The organism is Brevundimonas sp. M20 (assembly GCF_006547065.1).
Taxonomy (GTDB): domain Bacteria; phylum Pseudomonadota; class Alphaproteobacteria; order Caulobacterales; family Caulobacteraceae; genus Brevundimonas.
In genome coordinates this window covers 273,698-294,874 of record NZ_CP041243.1, presented here as the reverse complement: position 1 = coordinate 294,874, position 21,177 = coordinate 273,698, and the positions used below count along the sequence as shown (strand labels likewise).

The following is a 21,177-nucleotide window of genomic DNA, read 5'->3' as shown; positions in this document are numbered from 1 at the left end:
GCAAGGCCGGGGCGCGAGGGAACTCATACGATCGCAGTGCGCCTGATGGCCCACGCTTGAGCCTTCCGACATTGGGTCGCGGAGTGAGGATGGTAGCCGCCGGTCTGCAATCACGTTAACGAAACACGAACGACAAACTGAGACGGCTTGGCGCGTCCTTTCTTGGGGGTTCTGTGTCCGCCATTATCTCGCTCATTCCCGACACCCCGCCAGCAAACGAGGCGGATGCGGAGATTTTCGCAGCCGCTCAGCTCAAAGCTGCCGGTTATGACCTGACGATGCGAGCATCGCGGAGCCCGCTTCTAAAGAAGCATTGGCCGAGCAAGGCCAAGGTTGGGAAGGCAGCAGGTTTCCCGGACATGCTGTTGCACCTCGCCAACAGCGAGAAGCCGATTGGTGTCTGGGAGAATAAATCGCCGACGGAGACCGCTATGCTCGGGCTCAGAGAAGCGAAGTTCTATGTTGAGGGCCTGAGGCTCGCGCTGCCAAACGAGCCAGCCCTGCCGTTCATTGCAGCCGGATACAATGGGTCCGAACTGCTTGTGTCGGTCTATACGAACGACGGCAAGTGGGTGCCGCTGCGAGCCAACGGGAAAGAACTGCGAGACGCCTTCCCTATCGCGGAGGTCGCCTCGATCGGCATCTCCTCAACGGGCGAGTTTACGGCAGCCAATGGCTCCGCCTCAGCGCACGACCTCCGAGCGTTGCTTCCGAAGCTCAAGACCCTTTACCGAAATATACCGACGCTCGCTTCTGGACGGACGCCGATCGATTTCACGATCGCGCTCCTTACGCTTAAGTTGATCGTAGAACAAAGCCCAGACTGGGGCACGTGGAGCGAAATACCCCGCTTCTCGCCCGGCAGCACCACTGAAGATCACGCCATTGGTGAGAGGTTTGAAACTCTCACGAAGAGGGTAATGAGTGATGTCGAACTCAGAAGAAAATATGGCGACATCTTCGACTTCCACGAGAAGAGCGATACACTTGAGATTGCCTTCTCGTTCTCTGATACCCTATCCACGATCCCAAAGGGTACGGGCCATTTTTCGAGACTGTTCCAGCTACTTGATGAGCTTCCGCCGCTAACTGGCGCTGACTTCGATATATTCGGAGAAGTTTACCAGTCTATCGGAGACGAGGCGACCAAGAAAAAACTAGGCGAGTTCTTCACTGGTCGTCACATTATTGCAGGTGTTCTCCCGGTACTGTTTGACCGCACGGGATTGTCTGGAAGTTTTGACGGCATAGAAAAACTGCGCATTGCCGATATAGCTTGCGGCACAGGCGGCTTTCTTACGGAAATCCTTCGCTTCCTCAAGAAGGAGCACTCGCTTGCTCCCGATCAGATTAAGGAGTTCTCGAAGAAGTCCTTCTTTGGGTACGACCTCGGACATGCGAACGCTTCGAGAGCCCGGGTAAACATGTACTTCGCAGGGGACGGCTTCAGTGTCATCAGCGGAGGCTTCGATAGCCTTTCTAAACACGCTCCGGCACAGTTCCCGAGCGGGGGCTTCGACATAATCGCGACGAACCCTCCATACGGAAAGTCGTCCTACGGGCGGCTCGAAGAAGCTTTCCTTGAACGAACAATCGAGAGCATCCGCAAGGGTAGCGGCTGGGCGTTAGTCGTGCTGCCTACGGGGGTCCTCGAGAACCCCCGATCAAGCAAAGCCCGTTTTGCCCTGCTTAATCAGGCGCGCGTGACGGATGTCATTTCGTTGCCGAAGCACGCCTTCGCTCCCTACACCCAGCAGCGTACGGCAGTCGTGATCGCTCAGCGCCGGAAGGACCCGCTGGTCGCTAAGAGCGCCAGCTGGGCGGACCTCTTGGCCGCCGCCGGGCACGAGAAGGTGAACATGTTCATCGTGGACAATGATGGGTTTGCGAACAGCGACAAGCGATACGCCACCGACCTTCGGAACACTGCCGGGGAATGGATGCATAACGACCTGGCCCCTTGGATCGGAACCGATGGCGTTCTCCGGGAGAGCAAAGTCTTCATGGCCCTTGTCCATGGACAAGCGCCCAAGGATGCAATCGATGAGGTTGGCCAGCCCCTTGAGGCCAAGCATGGCGTATTCACGCTCGCGGCTCTTGCGGATCATGAGCGCGGGGTCGCGCTTCTCCCAGACATCCCTCTGAGGGCGGAACTACGATCCATCGCCCTCAAGCAATGGGAGAAGCGGGTCGACGACCTTCTCGCCTACAGTCGCGGCGAAGACGTCGCCCTCCCCACCAGCTTCAAAGAGGAACTGGGGCACCTCCTAGACTACCACCTTGAGCTTGCCCCCTCGTCGCTCTCACCCTCAAAGCCGATCCGCGACCTTTTCGACCCCATTCGAAAAGGTGACACCAGCCTGACGGAAGCGGCGATCTACAAATCCTTCGATCCTAAGGGTTACCCCGTTTACGGCGGAGGAGGAGGACGGCCCAAGTTCCATGCCGCTGCTCAGCTAACTCGTTCCAACGGAGTAGCCGCCTCCCTGTTCGAGGGACCCGCCGTCATCGTTTCGATGGATGGATCGTCGGGAAGCATCCAAGTCGTGGAAAGCGGAAAGTTCTTCTGCAATCACCACGGCGCGGTACTAAAGCCCAAGCAAGGCGTGAACGTGTGGGCGTTCGCTCAAATAGCAGAGCCTGCACTCCGACGGCTGGCATCGAACCAAAGTGGTTCCGCGACCCTAACGAAGCCCGCCCTTGAGGGACTGGAACTTCAGATGCCGAAAGGTGCGGTCGCCGACCGCATCGGCTCGCGCCGTCAGGCCCTTTCGAAGTTGGCGAAGATGCTGCGAGGCTAGGCCGCTGGCTTTGTCTGCGGTCTTTGCTTGGCGAGGAGGCAATGCTACACTGTAACCTTCCACAGAGGGCGCTTGACCTGAGCTAAGTGGTTGATTTTCCGGTGACCGGGGAGCCTCCCCTCGGCTCCACCATCCCGTCTCGCGGGATGAAGACAGGACAGGACCGATGGTCCCGATCATCAGATGACCCAGCCTGTACGCATCGCCGCCCTCTACCGGTTCGCGCGCATCGACGACCGCGAGGCCGTGCAGGCGCGGCTGCGCGACCTGTGCGCACCGGACGTGCGCGGCATCCTGCTGGTGGCGCATGAGGGGCTGAACGGCACCATAGCCGGTCCGTCTGATGCGATAGACCGGGTGCTGGACGGCATCCGCGCCCTGCCCGGCTTCGACACGCTGGAAATCAAGTTCGCCGCCGCCGACGTCATGCCCTTCTATCGCATGAAGGTTCGCATCAAGGCCGAGATCGTGACCATGGGCGAGCCGGGCCTCGACCCTGTGGCCAATGCGGGGACCTATGTCACGCCTGCCCGATGGAACGCCCTGATCGCGGACCCGGACACCATCGTGATCGACACCCGCAATGACTACGAAGGCGCCGTGGGCGCGTTCGTAGGCGCGATCCAGCCCAATACCCGCACCTTCCGTGACTTTCCCGACTGGTTCCGGACCGAGGGCCGCGCCCTGTTTGAGCGCCCCAACCCGCCGAAGGTCGCCATGTACTGCACCGGCGGCATCCGCTGCGAGAAGTCGACCGCCTTCCTCAAGTCAGAAGGAATCGAGGACGTCTTCCATCTGGAAGGCGGCATCCTGAAGTATCTCGAGACCGTGCCGGAGCCGGAAAGCCTGTGGCGGGGCGAGTGCTTCGTCTTCGACGAACGGGTCGCCGTCGGTCACGGCCTGACGGAGGGAACCCACACCCTTTGCCGGGGCTGTCGGATGCCGGTCAGTGCGGAGGGGCGAACGTCACCCCACTATGTCGAGGGCGTCAGCTGCGATCGCTGCCACGACACCCGCTCGGAGGCGCAGAAGGCCGGCGCGCGTGAACGGGCGCGTCAGATGGAGATCGCCGAAAGCCGGGGGCTGGACCACGTCGGCGCGGCGCCGCCCCGACAGACCTGAAACCCGACGGCTACTGGTCCTCGTCGAACTTGCGGTTCACCAGATCGGACAGGGCCTCTACAGCCTCGGCGGCGTCAGACCCCTCGGCCTCGATGTGAACATCACAGCCGTTGCCCGCACCCAGCATCAGCAGGCCCATGATCGACAGGGCGTTGACGGTGACACCGTCCCGGGTGACCCGGATTTCGCTCTCGAAGCTGGACGCCAGCTTGACGAATTTGGCCGAGGCGCGGGCGTGCAGTCCGCGCTGGTTGCAGATGCCGACGGTGGCGTTGACGGTGTCGGTCATTTCTCGCCCTGAAGGACCCAACTGGCGACGGAGATGTATTTGCGCCCGGCGTCCTGGGCGTGAGCGACGCAGGATTCCAGCGGCTCGCGACCGCGCACGCTGGCCAGCTTTATCAACATCGGCAGGTTCAGACCCGCGATGACCTCGGCATGGGTCTCTTCCATGACCGAAATGGCAAGGTTGGACGGGGTGCCGCCGAACATGTCGGTCAGCAGAATCACGCCCTCGCCGTCATCGACCGCACGCGCGGCGTCGACGATGTCGCGACGACGGCGCTCCATGTCATCTTCAGGGCCGATGCAGATGGCCGCGACCCCGCGCTGCGGGCCCACGACATGCTCCATCGCCGACAGGAATTCGGAGGCCAGACCCCCGTGGGTGACGATCACCAGCCCGATCATGAAGGCTTCACCAAGACTTACGCCCCCGCGTTCCGGCCGCTCCCTGAGCTGACCGCAAGCCGCGCGGAATAGCCCAAGTCCGCGCCGGGTTAAAGTCGGGCGATCGCCGCCGCGACCTTTTCGCCCGCCGAAGCCTCTCGCGGATCGAGCCGCAGGCGTGGAAGGACGACGCCGCAAATCGTCGCCGTTTCGTGTTCCGGCAGCCGTTCTACCGGTCCCGCGGCCAGATCCAGGACCAGAACCACCCGCGCGATATCAAGCGTCGGGATCGACAGAATTCCCACACCCCGCACCTCGATCCGCCCCCGAATTCTGTCCGGCGGACAGGCGTAGAGCCCATCTCCCGAAGCGAAGAGGTGGGCGTAGTCATCGGCGACCAGACGCCAGCCCGCGCCGACCAGACGCAGGGCCAGATCGCTTTTTCCGACGCCGGACGCCCCCCGGAGCACCACCGCGCGCCAGCCCTGCCCCGAAAACCATCGAGCGACCACGGTGGCGTGCAGAGGTGAACTCACGCGCGTCGCGCGGGCGGAGCGGCCACGGGCAAGGCGACCTCGAAGCGCGCACCGGCGGGACCGTCCTCACCCGGCCGGTTCTCGGCCCGCACCGTGCCGCCGTGCGCCTCGACAATCTGGCGCACAATCGACAGACCCAGGCCCGAGTTGGCGCCGAAGGCCGTGCCGCGCGGGCGGGAGGTGTAGAAACGCTCGAACACCGTCTCCAGATTCTCGGGCGGAATACCGGGGCCGTCGTCCTCGATCAGGACACGGATCGGACGGGCGTCCAGATCATCGCGCTTCAGGATCAGCCGGACCTCGCCGCCGGGCGGGCTGAAGGACCGGGCGTTGTCGATCAGATTGCGGAAGACCTGCCCCAGGGGACCGTCCCGACCGACGATCAGCGCATCCTCCCCGGCTGGCGGGGTGAAGACCACGCGCGCCTCGCCCGGCTTCCGACCCGCCTCATAGACGCTGACGATGTCGGTCAGCAGGCTGGTCAGGTTCACCATCCGCGGGCGATCCCGGTTCAACTCGGCATCCAGCCGCGAGGCGTTGGAGATGTCGGTGATCAGGCGATCCAGACGCCGGACGTCCTGTTGCAGCAGTGCGGTCAGCTTCTCGCGCTGGGCCTCGGTCTTGACCAGCGGAAGGGTCTCCAGCGCCGACCGGATCGAGGTCAGGGGGTTCTTGATCTCGTGACTGACGTCCGCGGCGAAGGCTTCGATGGCGTCCATCCGCGCGGACAGGGTCTCGGTCATGGATTCCAGCGACCGCGCCAGATCGCCGATTTCATCCTTACGACCCTCCAGATCCGGCAGGGAAATGGCCCGCGCGCGTTGCAACCGCACTTCGTCGGCGGCGGCGGACAGGCGCATGACCGGCCGGGCCACGAACAGGTGCAGCAGCAGCGAACCGAGCAGGTTCACCGCCAGCGCCACAAGGGCGAAAGGCATCAGGGCCCGCCGCTGGGCGCCGACGGTCTCGTCGACATCCCCGGCCTCCAGCGTCAGCACGCCCAGCACCTGCTGCACATGGCGTACGGGGGTGGAGACGGAGACCACGCGATCTCCCGTCTCGGACAGGCGGACCTGCGCCTGCGTCTGCCCTTCCAGCGCGCCCTCGACCTCGGCCGCCAACGCGAGGCGGGCCTGCTCCTGCTTGCGGGTGGTCCCGGCGATGACCTTGGCGTCCGGCGTCGCCTCCGGCGTTCCGGCCGGGCGGGCCGGCGGCAGGGGACGCCCGGGGATCGCTTCCGTGACTTCATAGCTGTCTGCGACGGGGATGCCGTCGACGTCGAACAACCGCGCCCGCTGGCCTTCGGGGATGAAGTTGTCGCGCAGCCACCGACTGGCCTCGATGGAGTCGAGGTAGGGAACCGGCGATCCGCGCGTGACGCCGATCTGGGGCTCGCCCAGCACTCGCACCAGCATTTCGGCCTGGGCTTTCAACGTTTCCTGACGCGCCTCGATCAGCCCACGCTGCCACTCGTTCAGCGCCAGGGCGCCGACGAAAAGAATCAGCAGGCTGAGGAGGTTGAGCGCCAGAATGAGGCCGCCGAGCCGCGACCCGCCAAACCGCTTGGGTCGGCGGGAGCCGCTCGGGGACGCCACGTCGGGCTCAGCTCTCGCGGTAACGGTATCCGACGCCATACAGGGTCTCGATCGCGTCGAACTCGGGATCGACGACCCGGAACTTCTTGCGCATGCGCTTCACGTGGCTGTCGATGGTGCGGTCATCAACATAGACCTGATCGTCGTAAGCGGCGTCCATCAGGTTATCGCGGCTCTTCACGAAGCCGGGACGCTGGGCCAGCGCCTGCAGCAGCAGAAACTCGGTGACCGTCAGCTTCACCGGCTTGCCGTCCCATGTGCTCTCGTGGCGGGCCGGGTCCATGCTCAGCTTGCCGCGCTTGATGGCCTTGTTCGAGTTCTCGCCGGCCGGCTCAGGCTCGCCGCCGTCCACGCCCGTCCGGCGCAGCAGGGCCTTCACCCGTTCGATCAGCAGGCGCTGGCTGAACGGCTTGTGGATGTAGTCGTCCGCCCCGAGGTTGAAGCCGAGGATTTCGTCAATCTCCTCGTCCTTCGAGGTCAGCATGATGACCGGAATTTGCGAGGTCTGACGCAGGCGACGCAGCACCTCCATCCCGTCCATGCGCGGCATCTTCACATCGAGGATCGCGAGGTCGGGCGGCGACGTCTCGAGCGCTTCCAGGCCAGAGGCGCCGTCGTGATAGGCGGTGATCTTGTGGCCGTGGCTCTCGAGCGCCAGCGAAACCGACGCCACGATGTTCTCGTCGTCGTCCACCAGGGTAATATTGGCCAAGTCGGCTCTCCTTGCAGTCCGGTCTTCCGCGCCTTCAACGCACGGCAAGCGTAACCGTTCTATGTCATCGCGGTTAGATTACGGCGCAAAAGATGGGCCGGTCCGTACAAATCCGCAATGAAACCCGCCCTTAAAGTCTCCGGGGGTAAGATACGGGCGAATTACGCGAGCGCTCGATGGCCGGCCCGATCCACTACGAAGTCTATATCCGGAGGACCGCGCCATCATCGTGGGCGCTCGAGATTGCGACCGAGCACCGCGCCCACGCCATCGATACAGCGGAGGACCTGCTGCGTGACGGCTACGCGGCCGCCGTCCGGGTGACCAAGGAAACGCTGGACCCCGACACCATGGAGTTCAACAGCGTCACCCTGATGACCAAGGGTGTTCCCGAGGTGCAGACCCGGCGCACCACAACAGAAGATGACGCCGGTCCGCGCTGCGCCACGCCCTATGACCTCTATGCGCCCATGGCCCGTGAACAGATCGGGCGCGTGCTGGAGGACTGGCTGCAAAGGCAAGGCGTGACCGCCTTCGAACTGCTGCACCGCCCGGACATGGCGGAGCGGCTGGATGCGTCCGGCGTCGAATTGCAACACGCGATCCAGAAGGTCGCCGTCCCCGAGGCGCAGGCGGACGGGAAGCCGGTTCACGATCTGGTCCGGCACTATCAACGGCTGTCGGACGTCGCCATCGAGCGCCTGGTGACGGCGGGGCGCAAGACCCGCTTCCCCAGCCTCGAGCATCACTCGCTGGCGGACCTCGCCCACCGGCTGGAAGGCCAGAACGACCGCGCCTTCATCATGGGCGGGGTGATCGCCGCAGCCCTGACCGGGCTGAAGGACGGCCGCGCGCGATTGGCCAGGCTCATGGACCTCGCCGATCAGGCGCCGAGCGACGGCCAGCCCCGGGCGATGGTGCTGGTGCCGATCGAACAGATTCTCTGCGAAATGCTGGGGTCGCGGGGCGGCCTGACCGACATTCTGGGTCCGTCGCTGGATCAGGGAGCCGCCATGGCGGCGGTCGTCCGGATGGTGGCGCCGCGCGAGGTCGAACTGCTGATCCGCCAGGACCCCCGCATGGCGTTGCAGATTCCTGCAGTCGAAGGTCCGGCTGCGCGGCTGGGCGAGCGTATCCAGAGCGCGGAACTGCCCCTGTTGTCCGCCGCCCTGGCGCGGATGGTCCTGCGCGAACTGATGAGCCCCCGTCGCCTGCGCCCCAGCGATGCGGCGGGCGAGATCGACATTCTGCGCACCCTCGCCACAGGCCTGACGGCGACGGCGGGCCGGCTGCTGACCCTGGAAGAGGTGCAGAACGCCTTCAATGAGCGCTCCAAGGCGCTGGTCACCGCCGATTTCGTCGGCGCCTTCATGAGGACCTGCAGCACAGCCCTTTGCGAGGCCGAGGCCCTGACCCGGCTGTGCGAGAACGTGACCGGGGTCGCCAACAAGCGCGCCGCCGCGCGGTGGCTGTCCGCCTCCGTCGGTTCCCTGCGCTTTGAAACCGAGATGCGCCAGTCCAACGGCCAGACCGTGGCCCAGAAGCTGGGCGTACTGGCGAACCTGCAACGGGCCGCGCGACTTTGTGGTCTGTCGGACAAAGACGAGGGGGACGTCACCGTCGCCATCGGCTTGGTCGGCGGCGTGATCGAAGCCGAAGCCCGTATCGTCAGCCAGCTGGCCCGCTCGCCGGCCCCGCCACCGCAGAAGCTGTCGGTCCTGCTGCGAATGGCGGCGGGCGAAACCGCTCCGCTCGGTCCGGCGGCGGATCGGGCCAAGGCCGAGGCGATCAAGCTGTTCCGCGCGCCGGAGGCCCGCGCCGCGCTCGCGGCCGCGCCCGAAACGCTGGCGCCGCTGAAGACACTGATGAAGGCGGCCGGGCTGGCCGCCTGAGCATCACTTCAAGCCGAAGCGGCCTCAGTCGAAGATGTCGAAGATACTGTCACGCTTCTTCTTTTTGTACCGGTACTCGTCGTCCCGACGGTAGCGGTCGTCGCGATAGCCGGGCTGACCGCCCCATGGCTGCTGGGCCTGTTGCGGCGGGTACTGGGGCTGAGGCGCCGGAGCAGGCGCGACCTGCGGGGCGGAGGCGCGGCCTTCGGCGGTGGCGGACTCCATCAGTTTTTCAAGCTCGCCGCGGTCCAGCCAGACGCCCCGGCAGGTCGGGCACATGTCGAATTGGACGCCGCCGCGCTCCAGCGTCTGCATCGCGGCGTTGTCATTGGGGCACATCAGAAGCGGCATGCAGGTCTCCTCGCGTTTCCATCAACAGCTACGTGCCGGGCGCCGTTGCGGTAACCCCCGCGCGGCGATCCGCCGCGTGCTTGCGGGGCCCGGCGACACTCCCCACAGTCAGGCCATGACCGACCTCCCCAAATCAACCGCCGAGGCCATGGGCCGCATGCCCGGCATCGAACTGTTGCAAGCCGTTCTCGACGGTCGCATACCGCCCGCGACCATCGGGGAAACCATGTCCTTCGCGCTGACTGAGGTCAGCGAAGGTATCGCGATCTTTGAAGGACACACCGGGCCGCACATCCTGAACCCGCAGGGCATGGTGCACGGCGGCTGGGCCCTGACGCTGATCGACAGCGCCACCGGCTGCGCGGCCCACTCCACCCTGCCTGCGGGCGTGGGCTATACCTCGATCTCGACCCAGACCAACTTCACCCGACCGATCACGGTCCAGACCGGCAAGGTCGTCTGCGAGGGCCGGGTCATCAACGTCGGACGTCAGATCATTACCGCCGAGGCGACGATCAAGGACAGCGAAGGTCGTCTTCTGGCTCACGGCCAGTCGACTCTGATGGTCCTTCAGCCCCGGCCTTAATCTTCCGGCGGAGGCGCCGGCATCAGGTCACCGAACGGAGCGGCGTCCTCCAGCGCCCGCAAGAAGGACGGCCGCGCCATCAACCGCGCGTGCCAGGCTCTGATCCGTGGCCTGTCGCCGAACGGAACCAGCCGTCGCGCATAGGTCATCAGGGGCGCCGCCGCGCAGTCGGCCAGGGTGAAGCTCTCGCCCGCGCCCCAGGTGCGGCCATCGGCCAGCCTGGTCTCCAGCATGTCCCAGGCGGTCTCAAGCTCCTTCGCGTCCTGCGCCATCGCCGTCTCGTTCGGCGCGCCCGCCCGGCCCAGACGATTGAACACGATCCGGTTCATGTTGCCGCCGACGTAGGTGTCCAGGACCCGGTCGATGAAGCGCGCCTCGAGCGCCGCTTCGGGGTCATCCGGGATCAACCGCCCTGCGCCCGCCAGCCGGTCGAGATACTCGATCACGATGCTGGACTCGATCACCGTCCGGCCCGCCGCCGTGTCGATCAGGGTCGGCATCTTGGCGAAAGGGGAGACGGCGAGGAAACCGTCCATGACCTCCGGCGAGCCGTCGACCAGCTTCAGTTCGAACGGAAGGCCCAGCTCATACAGGGCGACGGCCGTCTTCTGGCCGTAGCCGGAATAAGGGTGAGACCACAGGATCAGGGACATCAGGCGACGCCCTCCAGAAATCGGGCGAGGTTTTCCAGCATCTGCGCACACCCCTCCTCGCGAAGCGGGATGTGGGCGGCTCCGTCCTCTCCGAAATAGGCGCCTTGCTCGGTGTAGGTCAGCAGCACGCCCGCGCCGTCCGCAACCAGTTCGATGGTCGCCTGCGAGGCCGAAGACCTCGTCCGTTCACCGCCGACCTCCGTGCCCATGACGTAGCTGAGGATGATCCGACGGTTCTCCACGATGTCCAGAAAGAGGGTGTCGTTGAAGCCATCAACATTCTGGGGTCCTCCGAAACGATAGCGACCGCCACCCTTCCCGCCCACGCGGAAGTCATGCCGCCACTCATGAACCGTCGCGCCCGGCGCCTCGACAAACCAGCGGCGGAAGGAGATCGGATCGGCCCAGGCACGGAACACCCGCTCAGCGGCGGCGTCATAGCGGCGCTTCAGGACGAAAGTTCCATGGGCGACACTCGGGGTTTCAGCGGTCATCACAAGTCCTCCTCGGGTTTGGTCTCGTCCAGAAAGACGCCCAGCCCGTCGAGGCTGCGCTCGACGGACTGGCGCCGGGCGTTCAGCCAGCGTTCGGCGGCGGTCAGCGCATCGGGCTCGACCCGGCAGGTGCGGACACGTCCGACCTTTTCGGAGCGAACGAGCCCCGCCGCCTCAAGGATTTTCAGATGCTGCATCACGGCCGACAACGACATCGGAAGGGGATCGGCCAAGGCGCTGACCGACACCGGCCCCGCCGACAGCCGCTCGACCATCCGCCTGCGGGTCGGATCCGACAGAGCCTGGAAGGCGAGATCAAGCGGTTCCTGATACTGAAGCATGTACTTAAGTATCCCCCCGAAGCGGCGATGGCAAGCGTCTCCCGCCATCAGTGCAACGCCCCGTTAATCGACGCAGCGCAGGCTTCAGACCCGATCGTGTTGGGAGAAGCGCGATGTCGACCATGCAGACCGGCAGCTATCGTCGGCAAAGAGACCATTTCGAGCCGCAGGACATCGATCCGCAGGAACAGCGCCGCCTGCGCGGCCTGCTGGAGCAGATCGACTACTCGGCCTTCATCGCCAACCGCGAAGTGCTGGGCCAGATGGTCCCCGCGCTGGACCCCGCGACCTTCCAGAGACTGGCGGTCATGACCGCCACCGCCCGGGGCAAGTGGGTGTCAGAGGGACTGCGCCAGTCCGAATCCGGAGCCCCGGCCACGGCGGACCAGGTGGCGCGCCTGACCGCGGCGCGGATCGCCTATGAAGAACTGGCCGAGGTCTATGAAGGCCTGCGTCGGATGGTGGAACGCGGCTACATCACCCTGCGCTGAGGCCCAGCCGGATCAGTCGAGTCTCTGTGGGCGCGTCGTGATCGGCGCGTCCGGATCGCTCGACGGCCGCTCGGCGGCGGTCGGAGGCGGACTGGCCGGCGCCTGCTCGATAGGCGGAGCGGTCACCACCACAGCAGGCGGCGCGGGCGTCGGCTCAACCGGAACGGGCGTCGGACGCATCGGCGTCGGTGCAGGCGTGGTCACGGCTGGCGCGGCCGCGCGAGAGGCGGGAGCCGGAGCGACAGTCGGCGCGACGGGGGCGGGCGTCACAGGCGAAGGCGTTTCAGCTGCAGACGTCGGTTGCTCAACGGTCTGCGCCACAGCCGGAGCATCCGGAACCGCCGACGCCTCGACCGGACTTTCGGCAGGCGCATTGATGACAGGAGCCCCAGCCGGAGCGGCGGCCTCCGGCGACCGCCCAAGGAGCCACCAACCGGCGGCGGCGACGGCAAGGATCGCGATAGCTGCGCCTGCAAACAGCGGCGCGCGTCCACCCGGTCGCGCTCGCGAAAGCGCCTTGGGCTCGTGCCGTGGCGCGGCGGCATCCGGCACAGCCGCGACGACAGGCTCCGCGGCCGAAGCCGTGTGAACGGGGGGAGGCGTCTCAACTACCGGCTCCGGAAGCGGCTCGGGCTCCGGCAGGGGCCTGACCGTCAGGTCCGGCTCGGCCGGAACCAGCGGCGCATCCGGCACGACGAAGCGCGGCGCATCGGGATCGACCGGCGTCGCGGGCGCCGGCCGGGCCTGGGGAGCGGCCCCTTGCGGCGCAGCGCGCGGGATCAGGGAGCCGCTCAGAATGGCCGAGGGGCGGTGCGGGGCGACCGGTTGGGCGGCGGGGGGCGTCACAACTGGTCGCGGCGCCGACGCCGGCGGCTGCGCGAGGGATACGCCGCCGGACGGAAGCGGCCCTGCACGGAAAACCGTCTCGGGCGGACGACCCCAGGTCACGGCGCGCCGGTAGGGCTCGGGCCGGGCCTGTCCGTTGATCGGGGCACCGTTCGCTTCGGGGGTCTTGTTGTCCGTCATACCGCCTCCCGCGCCGTGGCCGACGCGCCTTCAAACGCTTACGCGCGCAGAAAGTGGCGGCCGATCTGGCCGGTTTCGTGACCGGTCAGTTCTTCAGGCGATAGCCGGTGCGGAACATCCAGAAGACCACGCCCAGACAAACGAAGAAGAAGCCCAGCGTCGCGCCCAGACTGACAGCCAGCGAAACATCGCCCACGCCGAAGAAGGCCCAGCGGAAACCCGAGATCAGATAGACAACCGGATTGAACAGGCTGACCAGCCGCCAGCCGTCCGGCAGCCAGATGGTCGGATAGAAGGCGCCGCCGAGGAAGGTCAGGGGCGTCACGATCAGCATCGGGATGAAGTTCAGCTGCTCGAAGCTCTGGGCCCAGATACCGATGATGAAACCGAACAGGCTGAAAGTCGCCGAGATCAGGATCAGGAAGGCCAGCATCGCCACCGGGTGCAGGATCTGCAAAGGTACGAAGAAGGCCGCCGTCGCCAGAATGACCAGCCCCAGAATGAAGGATTTGGTCGCCGCCGCCCCGACATAGCCGAGCACGGTCTCGAACGGCGAAACCGGCGCCGAAAGCAGCTCGTAGATCGTGCCCGTGAACTTCGGGAAGTAGATGCCGAATGACCCGTTGAAGATCGAGTTGGTGAACAGGCTCAGCATGATCAGGCCCGGAACGATGAACGCCCCGTACGGCACGCCGAAGACCTGTTCGATCCGGCCGCCAATGGCTGTGCCGAAGACCACGAAATAGAGTGCTGTCGTCACCACCGGCGTGATGATCGACTGCCAGAAGGTGCGCAGGGCGCGCGCCATCTCGAAACGATAGATGGCCCAGACGCCATAACCGTTGAACGCCATCACGCCGCCTCCGCCTTTGACTGGTGCACAAGACCCACGAAGATGTCCTCAAGCGAGCTCTGGCGGGTGGACAGGTCCTTGAAGCCGACCCCGATCGCCTCAAGCCGCCGCAGCAGGCCCGGCACGCCGGTGTCCTCGGCATTGGCGTCGAAGACGTATTCCAGCTCCGCGCCGTCATTCTTCAGCTCGACCTTCCAGTCAGCCAGTTCGGCGGGCAGCGTCGTCACCGGCTCCTGCAGTTGCAGGGTCAGGGTCTTCTTGCCCAGCTTCTTCATCAGGGCGGTCTTTTCCTCCACGAGGATCAGTTGCCCCTTCAGGATCACCCCCACGCGATCAGCCATCTCCTCGGCTTCCTCGATGTAGTGGGTGGTCAGGATGATCGTCACGCCGCGCTCGCGCAGCTTGCGAACCATGGCCCACATGTCCTTGCGCAGCTCAACATCCACGCCGGCGGTCGGCTCATCGAGGAACAGGATATCGGGTTCGTGGCTCAGGGCCTTGGCGATCATGACCCGGCGCTTCATGCCGCCGGACAGGGTCATGATCTTGGCGTCCTTCTTGTCCCAGAGACTGAGGTCGCGAAGGATCTGTTCGATGTAGGCCGGGTTCGGCGCCTTGCCGAACAGGCCGCGGCTGAAGGTCACCGTCGCCCGCACGGTCTCGAAGGCATCGGTGGTCAGTTCCTGGGGCACCAGTCCGATGACCGTCCGGGCCTTCCGGTAGTCCTTGCGGATGTCGTGACCGTCGGCCAGCACCCGGCCGGTCGAGCCGTTGACGATCCCGCAGATGATCGAGATCAGCGTGGTCTTGCCCGCGCCGTTCGGCCCCAGCAGGGCGAAGATCTCACCCTTGCCGATGGTCAGATCGACCGGTTTGAGCGCTTGCACGCCCGACTTATAGGTCTTTGTCAGACCTTCAATAACGATGGCCGGCTGCATACGCCCTCTCCCGTGGGCGCCGCAGATATGCGCGACGGCGCCGCCCCACAAGTCCAATCCGGGAACAGCGGCGTATCAGCGGTGTTGAAATCGCGCGGAGACCATCATGACCTTGCGTTCACTTGCCGTCACCCTGCTGCTGACCACCGGCCTCTCGGCCTGTGTGACCGCCCCCTCTCCCTCGGAATATCGGGCGCCCCAGCCGCTCAAACCCGTCGATGCCGAACGCCTTTGGTCCGGTCGGTGGATCGAGGTCGCGCGGCTGCCCGACCGTCTGACCGACGGCTGTGTCGCAGGCGCGTCGAACTATGTGCTCGTATCGCCGACCCGGGTGGACGTCCGTGACACCTGCGAGCAGGGCCAACCGGGCGGTCGCGAGAAAGCCCTCGGCGGACGCGGTGAGATCCTCGATCCCGGCACCAACACCAAGCTTCGGGTCCGTTACCTCGGCGGATTTGTGACCTGGGATTACTGGGTGCTGGACCATGACGACGCCTACAGCTGGTTCATCTCGGCTGATCCGACCTTCGAACGGCTGTTCATTTTCACCCGCGAGGTTCCGACCCAGGCGCAGATCGAACAGCTGACTGGCCGCGCCCGCGCGCTGGGCTATGATGTCAGCCGTCTGGAGTTTCCCGCCCTGCCCCCCAGGTGAAAGAGACCGCATGCGCATAGCCGCCCTCGCTGCCGTCGCCGTATTGACCCTTGTCGGGTGCAGCACGGAATCGAAGCTCGATCCCTCCGTTGGCTTCGGCCCGAACCCTACGCTGCCGGCGCCCCGCACGACCCTGCTGCCGACGGTCAACATCGCCGAGGCGACCCGTTGGCCCGAGGGGCGCATGCCCGTTCCCGCCGCAGGCTTCCGCGTGCAGGCCTTCGCAGTCGGGCTGGACCATCCCCGCTGGCTATACCGGCTGCCCAACGGCGACATTCTGGTCGCCGAAAGCAACGCCCCGCCCAAGCCCGAGGGACTGGATGACGGCGCTGGCGGCGGCTTCCGGGCGTGGGCGCAGGGCCTGATAATGCGCCGTGCAGGCGCCCGCGCCGCCAGCGCCGACCGCATCACCCTGCTGCGTGACGCGAATGGCGACGGGGTGGCGGAGACCCGGACCGCCTTTCTCGAAAACCTGATGTCGCCCTTCGGCATGACTCTGGTCGGGGACACCCTCTACGTCGCCAACGCCGACGCCGTCGTCGCCTTCCCCTATCGGGCCGGCGAGACGCGGATCGCCGCCCCCCCGCGCAAGATCGCGGACCTGCCCGCCGGACGTAACCATCACTGGACCAAGAGCCTCGTCGCAAGCGCCGACGGCTCGCGGCTGTATGTCGGCGTCGGGTCCAATTCGAACATCGGCGAGAACGGCATGGACGAGGAGGTCGAGCGCGCGGCCATTCTCGAAATCAATCCCGCCACCGGCGCGCGTCGCATCTATGCGTCGGGCCTGCGCAATCCGGTCGGCATGGCCTGGCAGCCGGACAGCGGCAAGCTGTGGGTGGCGGTCAACGAGCGGGATGAACTGGGGAACGATCTGGTCCCCGACTACATGACTTCGGTCACGCCCGGCGCCTTCTACGGCTGGCCGTACAGCTATTACGGCCAGACGGTCGACGAGCGGGTGAAGCCGCAGGATCCCGCCCTCGTCGCCCGCGCCGTCCGGCCGGACTACGCGCTGGGCGCCCACACCGCTTCGCTGGGCCTGACCTTCGGCGAAGGAAGTCTGTTCCCCGCCCGGTATCGTGGCGGCGCCTTTGTCGGGCAGCATGGATCGTGGAACCGCATCCCGCGCAACGGCTACAAGGTGATCTTCGTGCCCTTCGCGAACGGTGCGCCGAACGGCCCGCCGCAGGACGTCCTCACCGGCTTCCTGAACGAGGACGGTCAGGCAATGGGCCGTCCGGTTGGGGTTCAGTTCGACGCCCTTGGCGGCCTGCTGGTCGCCGATGACGTCGGCAATGTCATCTGGCGGGTCTCTCCCGCGGCCTGATCCGGCAAAAAGCCCCGGCGGATCGCCGGGGCTTTTCTCGTTGTGCCGGATCAGTTCAGCGGTTCAACGGTGATCACCGGGGGCGGCGGCGTCGGGACCGTGACCGGAGCCGGGTTGGTCTGGGCCGGCGCTGTGTTCAGGGTCGTGGTCGATGGCGACGACTGGACCGGGACGCTGGGAGCGGGCGCGGGAGCCGAAGTGGCCGCCTCAGCCCGCGGCGCGGCGCGGCGAGCCGGCGCTTCACGGCGAGCCGGGGCCGGCGCCGCTTCGCGCTCGACCGGAGCCGGCGCGGCTTCGACAGGCGCCGTGGGCGTCATCGCCTCGGCCGTCGGAGCGGTCATCGGCATCGGCGCCTGTGACACCACCGGAGCGGTGGCCGTCGGCTCGGCCAGCGGAGGTGTCGCGTCGCCACTGTTCATCGTCATCGTCGCAGCGGCCGCGCCGCCGATCACCAGCAAACCCACCGGCGCGAGGATCATCCAGGTCCGGACGCCCTTTTTGCGCGTCCGGCTTGAACGGGTTCGAGCATAAACGGGAACGAAGGTCTCCTCACGCAGGGCTTCGTTGCGGTCGTCGGTATAGGTCACAGACATCTCTGGTCCTCCTTTAGCGTGGGGTCCAAACCTCACCAGGAAGATCGCGGTTCCGCGAGGAGGCGGAATGTCCCGAAGAAACACTGTTCCCGCCACAGTTGGGGCAGCGACTCATCCCGTCCGCGCCGCAAAGCTCCGCAATAAAGGCGATGAAGTGACCTACGTCACCGCCGCATCGGCGCCACGCCCGGCGGCAATCGGCGCGCAAACCGTTCGCAAACCATCAAAAACGCCTCGGCGATTCCCCCACCGGTTGACCCGGGAGGCCCGCTTGTTCATCACCGGAGGGGGCTTCTGACGAGTGGACGTGACTATGGGTCTGGTAGCGAACATCCGGCGCGACATGCGGTTCGTGAAGGGCCTGCGACTCCTGCTCGGACGCATCAAGCCGATCACCATGGACAGCCCCGATCTCGTCTGTGACGACTGGGAAGAGGCCGTCGACAAGTTCGCCGATCACATCGCGATCCAGGATGACCGTCGCAGCATCAGCTACCGCGAGCTCGACGCCATGGCGAATCGCTTCGGGCACTGGGCCGTCAGCCGTCGCCTCAAGCGCGGAGACACTGTCGCCCTGGTGATGCAGAACCGGGCTGAGTACATCGCCGCCTGGATGGGCTTCGCCAAGGTCGGGGTCGGCACGGCGCTGATCAACACCAACCTGACGGGCCACGCCCTCGCCCACTGCCTGACCATCTCCAATGCGTCGCAGGTGGTCACGGACGAGGATTGCTGGCGCAAGGTCGAGGACGCCCGTTCTCTGGTTGATCGCAATCTGATGCTCTGGGTTCTGGGTCTGGCCGACGAGGATGAGGCGGATGAACGTCGCGGCCTCGACAAGCCGGTGCGCGGCGGATCGTCGGTCCGGCCGGCGCGTTCGATCCGCTCGGGCCTGACCAACCGTGACACCGCCCTGTACATCTTCACCTCGGGCACCACCGGCCTGCCCAAGGCGGCCAAGATCACCCATGCCCGCGCCCGCACCTACATGCGGGCCTTCGCCGGCGCCACGGCGGGCACGGACAAGGATGTGACCTTCAACGTCCTGCCGCTTTACCACTCGACCGGCGGCCTGGTCGGCATCGGCCCGGCGCTGCTGAACGGCGGCAGGCTGGTGCTGCGCAAGCGCTTCTCCGCCTCCAGCTTCTGGCCGGACGTGAAGGCCTCGGGTGCGACCCTGTTTGTCTATATCGGCGAGCTGTGCCGCTATCTGGTGAACTGCCCGGAAGCGCCGGACGAGCGGAGCCACAAGCTGCGCCTCGCCTTCGGCAACGGGCTTCGTCCCGACGTCTGGGAAGACTTCCAGAAGCGGTTCGCCGTCCCGAACATCATGGAATTCTACGGCTCGACCGAGGGCAACGTCTCGCTGTTCAATTTCGACGGCAAGGCGGGGGCCATCGGTCGCATCCCGGGCTTCCTCAAGAAACAGATCAACTGCAAGCTGGTCCGCTTCGATATCGACACCGAGCTGCCGGTGCGGGGCGCTGACGGCCTGTGCCAGCTGGCCAAACCGGGCGAGGTCGGGGAAGCCATCGGCATGATCGGCGACGACACCCGCCACGCATTCTCCGGCTATGCCGACAAGGCCGCATCCGAGAAGAAGATCCTGCGCGACGTCTTCGTGCGAGGCGACCGCTGGTTCCGCACCGGCGATCTGATGAAGCAGGACTCGGACGGCTACATCTATTTCATCGACCGGATCGGCGACACCTATCGCTGGAAGGGCGAGAACGTCTCGACCGCCGAGGTCGAGCAACGCCTCGCCGATGCGCCGGGCGTCAAGGAGGTCATCGCCTACGGCGTTCCCGTCCCGGGTCAGGAAGGCAAGGCGGGCATGGTCGCGCTGGTGATCGACGGCCGCTTCTCGGCAAAAACCTTCGCCGAATGGGTCGATCAGGAACTGCCCTCCTACGCCCGGCCCGCGTTTGTCCGCCTTATCAAGGAGGCCGAGACCACCGGCACCTTCAAGTATCGCAAGGTCGATCTGGTCGCCGACGGCTTCGACCCGGAAAAGGTCGACGGCGCCCTGTACGTTCGCGGCGGCAAGAGCGGCTACACGAAACTGACCGAGGCGGCCCGCGCAGGGATCCTGAGCGGCGAAACCCGCCTCTGATCCCGGCTTCGCACAATTGCGGAGCCTTTCGGCAATCGCCGGTTAATCATTAACGTCGAAGATCAGGGCCTCTCGCGCGTTGGGGCTCCCCGTCTTCCATGTTCCAGATTATCGGCATTGTGCTGCTGTTCGCCCTGGTGTTCGGCAGCTACGCTATCTCGGGCGGCAAGTTCGAGGTGATCCTGCACGCCGCGCCTCACGAGCTGATGGCCATCGGCGGCGCCGGCATTGCGGCCTTCCTGATTTCGAACAGCGTGCCTGTCCTGAAGTCCTCGCTGGGCGGTCTGGGCAAGGCGTTCGCCGGCCCCAAGTGGAAGAAGCAGGACTACAAGGACCTGCTGTCCCTTCTGTTCCAGCTGACCAAGACGATGAAGTCCAAGGGCGTCATCGCCCTTGAAAGCCACATCGAGAAGCCGTCCGAAAGCACGATTTTCCAGAAATACCCCAAGGTGCTGAAGGATCACTTCGCCACGGACTTCATCTGCGACACCCTGCGGATGATGACCATGAACCTGGAAGATCCTCACCAGATCGAGGACGCCATGGAGAAGCAGCTCGAGAAGCATCACCACGAGGCGCTGGGGGCGCCGAGCGCGCTTCAGAACCTCGCCGACGCCCTGCCCGCGCTGGGCATCGTCGCGGCCGTGCTGGGCGTCATCAAGACCATGGGCTCGATCACCGAGCCGCCGGAAGTTCTGGGCGGCATGATCGGCGGCGCGCTGGTCGGCACCTTCATGGGCGTGTTCCTGGCCTATGGCCTGGTCGGCCCGATCGCGGCGCGGCTGAAGTCGATCGTCGATGAGGAAGGCGCCTACTACAAGATCATCCAGTCGGTGCTGGTCGCCCACCTGCACGGCAATGCGGCCCAGATTTCGGTCGAGATCGGCCGGGGCGACATTCCCTCGCCGGCCCAGCCGTCGTTCGCCGAAATGGAAGAGACCCTGTCGGCCGCGCCGACCGAGTAGACCGCCCGGCGCTCCGGACATGGGGGGCTTTTAACTTGCGCTCCCGTCGGACCTCCCTTTAGCTCGAGGCTGCAACAGGCCTCGCCCAGACCCGTTTTCGAAGGATCGACCCATGCGTATCGTCGCCCTGATCGCCGCTTCCGCCGCCGTCCTGACGCTCGCCGCCTGCGGCGCCGCGGAGACCGAGGCCCCCGAACACTCCAGCGACGCCCAGGCCGCCTCGGACGCCTCGCTCGAAGCCGCGACCGTCTCGGACGAACAGGCCGCGGCCGACGCCCGCCTCGCCGCCGACCAGGCCGCCACGACGGTGACCGCCCAGCAGGAAGGCGCCGCCGCGCCCGCCCCGGCCGCCGAGGCCGCTCCCGCCGACACCCACGCGCCGGCCCAGGCTCACGGCGAAGACGCCGGTCACTGATCCTCGCCGCGTCGTTTCGCCCCTCGCCCTCGCGGTGTAGGTGGGG

General features: G+C 65.9%; 23 protein-coding genes. 10 read left to right on the top strand and 13 right to left on the bottom strand.

What is annotated here, in order from left to right:
- Positions 1-173: 173 nt before the first annotated feature.
- Together FKQ52_RS01550 and FKQ52_RS01545 are read left to right on the top strand one after the other, a co-directional pair.
- Positions 174-2,801 carry an N-6 DNA methylase gene (locus FKQ52_RS01550; protein WP_141625551.1) on the top strand — a complete coding sequence of 876 codons (2,628 nt, stop codon included), beginning with the start codon at positions 174-176 and terminating at the stop codon, positions 2,799-2,801.
- Between the two features lie 183 nt (positions 2,802-2,984).
- Positions 2,985-3,923, top strand: a complete 939-nt coding sequence (locus tag FKQ52_RS01545) for a rhodanese-related sulfurtransferase (protein WP_141625550.1) — start codon at positions 2,985-2,987, stop codon at positions 3,921-3,923.
- Positions 3,924-3,933: 10 nt separating this feature from the next.
- Here FKQ52_RS01545 and FKQ52_RS01540 read toward each other — a convergent pair whose 3' ends face one another.
- From FKQ52_RS01540 to FKQ52_RS01520, 5 genes are all read right to left on the bottom strand, one after another.
- A complete protein-coding gene (locus tag FKQ52_RS01540) occupies positions 3,934-4,212 on the bottom strand; it encodes an HPr family phosphocarrier protein (RefSeq protein WP_141625549.1) in 279 nt (92 codons plus the stop codon).
- Positions 4,209-4,613, bottom strand: a complete 405-nt coding sequence (locus tag FKQ52_RS01535) for a PTS sugar transporter subunit IIA (RefSeq protein ID WP_141625548.1) — start codon at positions 4,611-4,613, stop codon at positions 4,209-4,211. The genes FKQ52_RS01540 and FKQ52_RS01535 overlap by 4 nt, the downstream gene beginning before the upstream one ends.
- A gap of 89 nt (positions 4,614-4,702) precedes the next feature.
- A complete protein-coding gene (locus tag FKQ52_RS01530; RefSeq protein ID WP_141625547.1) occupies positions 4,703-5,128 on the bottom strand; it encodes an HPr kinase/phosphorylase in 426 nt (141 codons plus the stop codon).
- A complete protein-coding gene (locus FKQ52_RS01525; protein WP_141625546.1) occupies positions 5,125-6,762 on the bottom strand; it encodes a HAMP domain-containing sensor histidine kinase in 1,638 nt (545 codons plus the stop codon). Before FKQ52_RS01525 ends, FKQ52_RS01530 begins: the two co-directional genes overlap by 4 nt.
- The gene (locus FKQ52_RS01520) at positions 6,731-7,435 is read right to left on the bottom strand and encodes a response regulator transcription factor (RefSeq protein ID WP_141625545.1); all 705 of its coding nucleotides are present in this window, start codon (positions 7,433-7,435) and stop codon (positions 6,731-6,733) included. The genes FKQ52_RS01525 and FKQ52_RS01520 overlap by 32 nt, the downstream gene beginning before the upstream one ends.
- A gap of 176 nt (positions 7,436-7,611) precedes the next feature.
- Between FKQ52_RS01520 and FKQ52_RS01515 the strand changes: the two genes are divergently transcribed.
- A complete protein-coding gene (locus tag FKQ52_RS01515) occupies positions 7,612-9,327 on the top strand; it encodes a methylamine utilization protein MauJ (RefSeq protein ID WP_141625544.1) in 1,716 nt (571 codons plus the stop codon).
- A 24-nt stretch (positions 9,328-9,351) separates the two neighbouring features.
- Here FKQ52_RS01515 and FKQ52_RS01510 read toward each other — a convergent pair whose 3' ends face one another.
- Positions 9,352-9,678 carry a zf-TFIIB domain-containing protein gene (locus FKQ52_RS01510; protein WP_141625543.1) on the bottom strand — a complete coding sequence of 109 codons (327 nt, stop codon included), beginning with the start codon at positions 9,676-9,678 and terminating at the stop codon, positions 9,352-9,354.
- 115 nt (positions 9,679-9,793) lie between these two features.
- Between FKQ52_RS01510 and FKQ52_RS01505 the strand changes: the two genes are divergently transcribed.
- Positions 9,794-10,264, top strand: coding sequence for a PaaI family thioesterase (locus FKQ52_RS01505; RefSeq protein WP_141625542.1), 471 nt, complete (start codon positions 9,794-9,796; stop codon positions 10,262-10,264).
- Here FKQ52_RS01505 and FKQ52_RS01500 read toward each other — a convergent pair.
- Genes FKQ52_RS01500 through FKQ52_RS01490 form a run of 3 tightly spaced genes read right to left on the bottom strand, consistent with a single transcriptional unit; the run spans position 10,261 to position 11,752 of the window.
- Entirely contained in the window at positions 10,261-10,917 is a 657-nt protein-coding gene (locus tag FKQ52_RS01500; RefSeq protein ID WP_141625541.1) for a glutathione S-transferase family protein, read from the bottom strand. The genes FKQ52_RS01505 and FKQ52_RS01500 overlap by 4 nt on opposite strands.
- Positions 10,917-11,411 carry an SRPBCC domain-containing protein gene (locus tag FKQ52_RS01495; RefSeq protein WP_141625540.1) on the bottom strand — a complete coding sequence of 165 codons (495 nt, stop codon included), beginning with the start codon at positions 11,409-11,411 and terminating at the stop codon, positions 10,917-10,919. Before FKQ52_RS01495 ends, FKQ52_RS01500 begins: the two co-directional genes overlap by 1 nt.
- Positions 11,411-11,752, bottom strand: a complete 342-nt coding sequence (locus tag FKQ52_RS01490; RefSeq protein ID WP_141625539.1) for a helix-turn-helix transcriptional regulator — start codon at positions 11,750-11,752, stop codon at positions 11,411-11,413. The genes FKQ52_RS01495 and FKQ52_RS01490 overlap by 1 nt, the downstream gene beginning before the upstream one ends.
- A gap of 113 nt (positions 11,753-11,865) precedes the next feature.
- Here FKQ52_RS01490 and FKQ52_RS01485 point away from each other — a divergent pair, with 113 nt between their 5' ends.
- On the top strand, positions 11,866-12,243 hold the full coding sequence (locus FKQ52_RS01485) for a hypothetical protein (RefSeq protein ID WP_141625538.1): 378 nt from the start codon (positions 11,866-11,868) through the stop codon (positions 12,241-12,243).
- 12 nt (positions 12,244-12,255) lie between these two features.
- On the opposite strand, the gene FKQ52_RS01480 is transcribed toward FKQ52_RS01485, so the two are convergent.
- From FKQ52_RS01480 to FKQ52_RS01470, 3 genes are all read right to left on the bottom strand, one after another.
- Positions 12,256-13,269 carry a hypothetical protein gene (locus FKQ52_RS01480; protein WP_141625537.1) on the bottom strand — a complete coding sequence of 338 codons (1,014 nt, stop codon included), beginning with the start codon at positions 13,267-13,269 and terminating at the stop codon, positions 12,256-12,258.
- An 85-nt stretch (positions 13,270-13,354) separates the two neighbouring features.
- Entirely contained in the window at positions 13,355-14,122 is a 768-nt protein-coding gene (locus FKQ52_RS01475; protein WP_141625536.1) for an ABC transporter permease, read from the bottom strand.
- Positions 14,122-15,060 carry an ABC transporter ATP-binding protein gene (locus FKQ52_RS01470; protein ID WP_141625535.1) on the bottom strand — a complete coding sequence of 313 codons (939 nt, stop codon included), beginning with the start codon at positions 15,058-15,060 and terminating at the stop codon, positions 14,122-14,124. The genes FKQ52_RS01475 and FKQ52_RS01470 overlap by 1 nt, the downstream gene beginning before the upstream one ends.
- Positions 15,061-15,166: 106 nt before the next feature.
- On the opposite strand from FKQ52_RS01470, the gene FKQ52_RS01465 reads away from it, so the two are divergent.
- Positions 15,167-15,715 carry a lipocalin family protein gene (locus FKQ52_RS01465; protein ID WP_141625534.1) on the top strand — a complete coding sequence of 183 codons (549 nt, stop codon included), beginning with the start codon at positions 15,167-15,169 and terminating at the stop codon, positions 15,713-15,715.
- Between the two features lie 10 nt (positions 15,716-15,725).
- Positions 15,726-17,045, top strand: coding sequence for a sorbosone dehydrogenase family protein (locus FKQ52_RS01460; protein ID WP_141625533.1), 1,320 nt, complete (start codon positions 15,726-15,728; stop codon positions 17,043-17,045).
- A 50-nt stretch (positions 17,046-17,095) separates the two neighbouring features.
- Here FKQ52_RS01460 and FKQ52_RS01455 read toward each other — a convergent pair whose 3' ends face one another.
- Positions 17,096-17,638, bottom strand: coding sequence for a hypothetical protein (locus FKQ52_RS01455; RefSeq protein WP_141625532.1), 543 nt, complete (start codon positions 17,636-17,638; stop codon positions 17,096-17,098).
- 313 nt (positions 17,639-17,951) lie between these two features.
- On the opposite strand from FKQ52_RS01455, the gene FKQ52_RS01450 reads away from it, so the two are divergent.
- The 3 genes from FKQ52_RS01450 to FKQ52_RS16325 all read left to right on the top strand — a co-directional run bounded on the left by FKQ52_RS01450 (position 17,952) and on the right by FKQ52_RS16325 (position 21,131).
- A complete protein-coding gene (locus FKQ52_RS01450) occupies positions 17,952-19,751 on the top strand; it encodes a long-chain-acyl-CoA synthetase (protein WP_141625531.1) in 1,800 nt (599 codons plus the stop codon).
- 98 nt (positions 19,752-19,849) lie between these two features.
- Positions 19,850-20,716 carry a flagellar motor stator protein MotA gene (gene motA, locus FKQ52_RS01445; protein WP_141625530.1) on the top strand — a complete coding sequence of 289 codons (867 nt, stop codon included), beginning with the start codon at positions 19,850-19,852 and terminating at the stop codon, positions 20,714-20,716.
- Between the two features lie 112 nt (positions 20,717-20,828).
- Positions 20,829-21,131 carry a hypothetical protein gene (locus tag FKQ52_RS16325; protein WP_168196757.1) on the top strand — a complete coding sequence of 101 codons (303 nt, stop codon included), beginning with the start codon at positions 20,829-20,831 and terminating at the stop codon, positions 21,129-21,131.
- Positions 21,132-21,177: the final 46 nt, after the last annotated feature.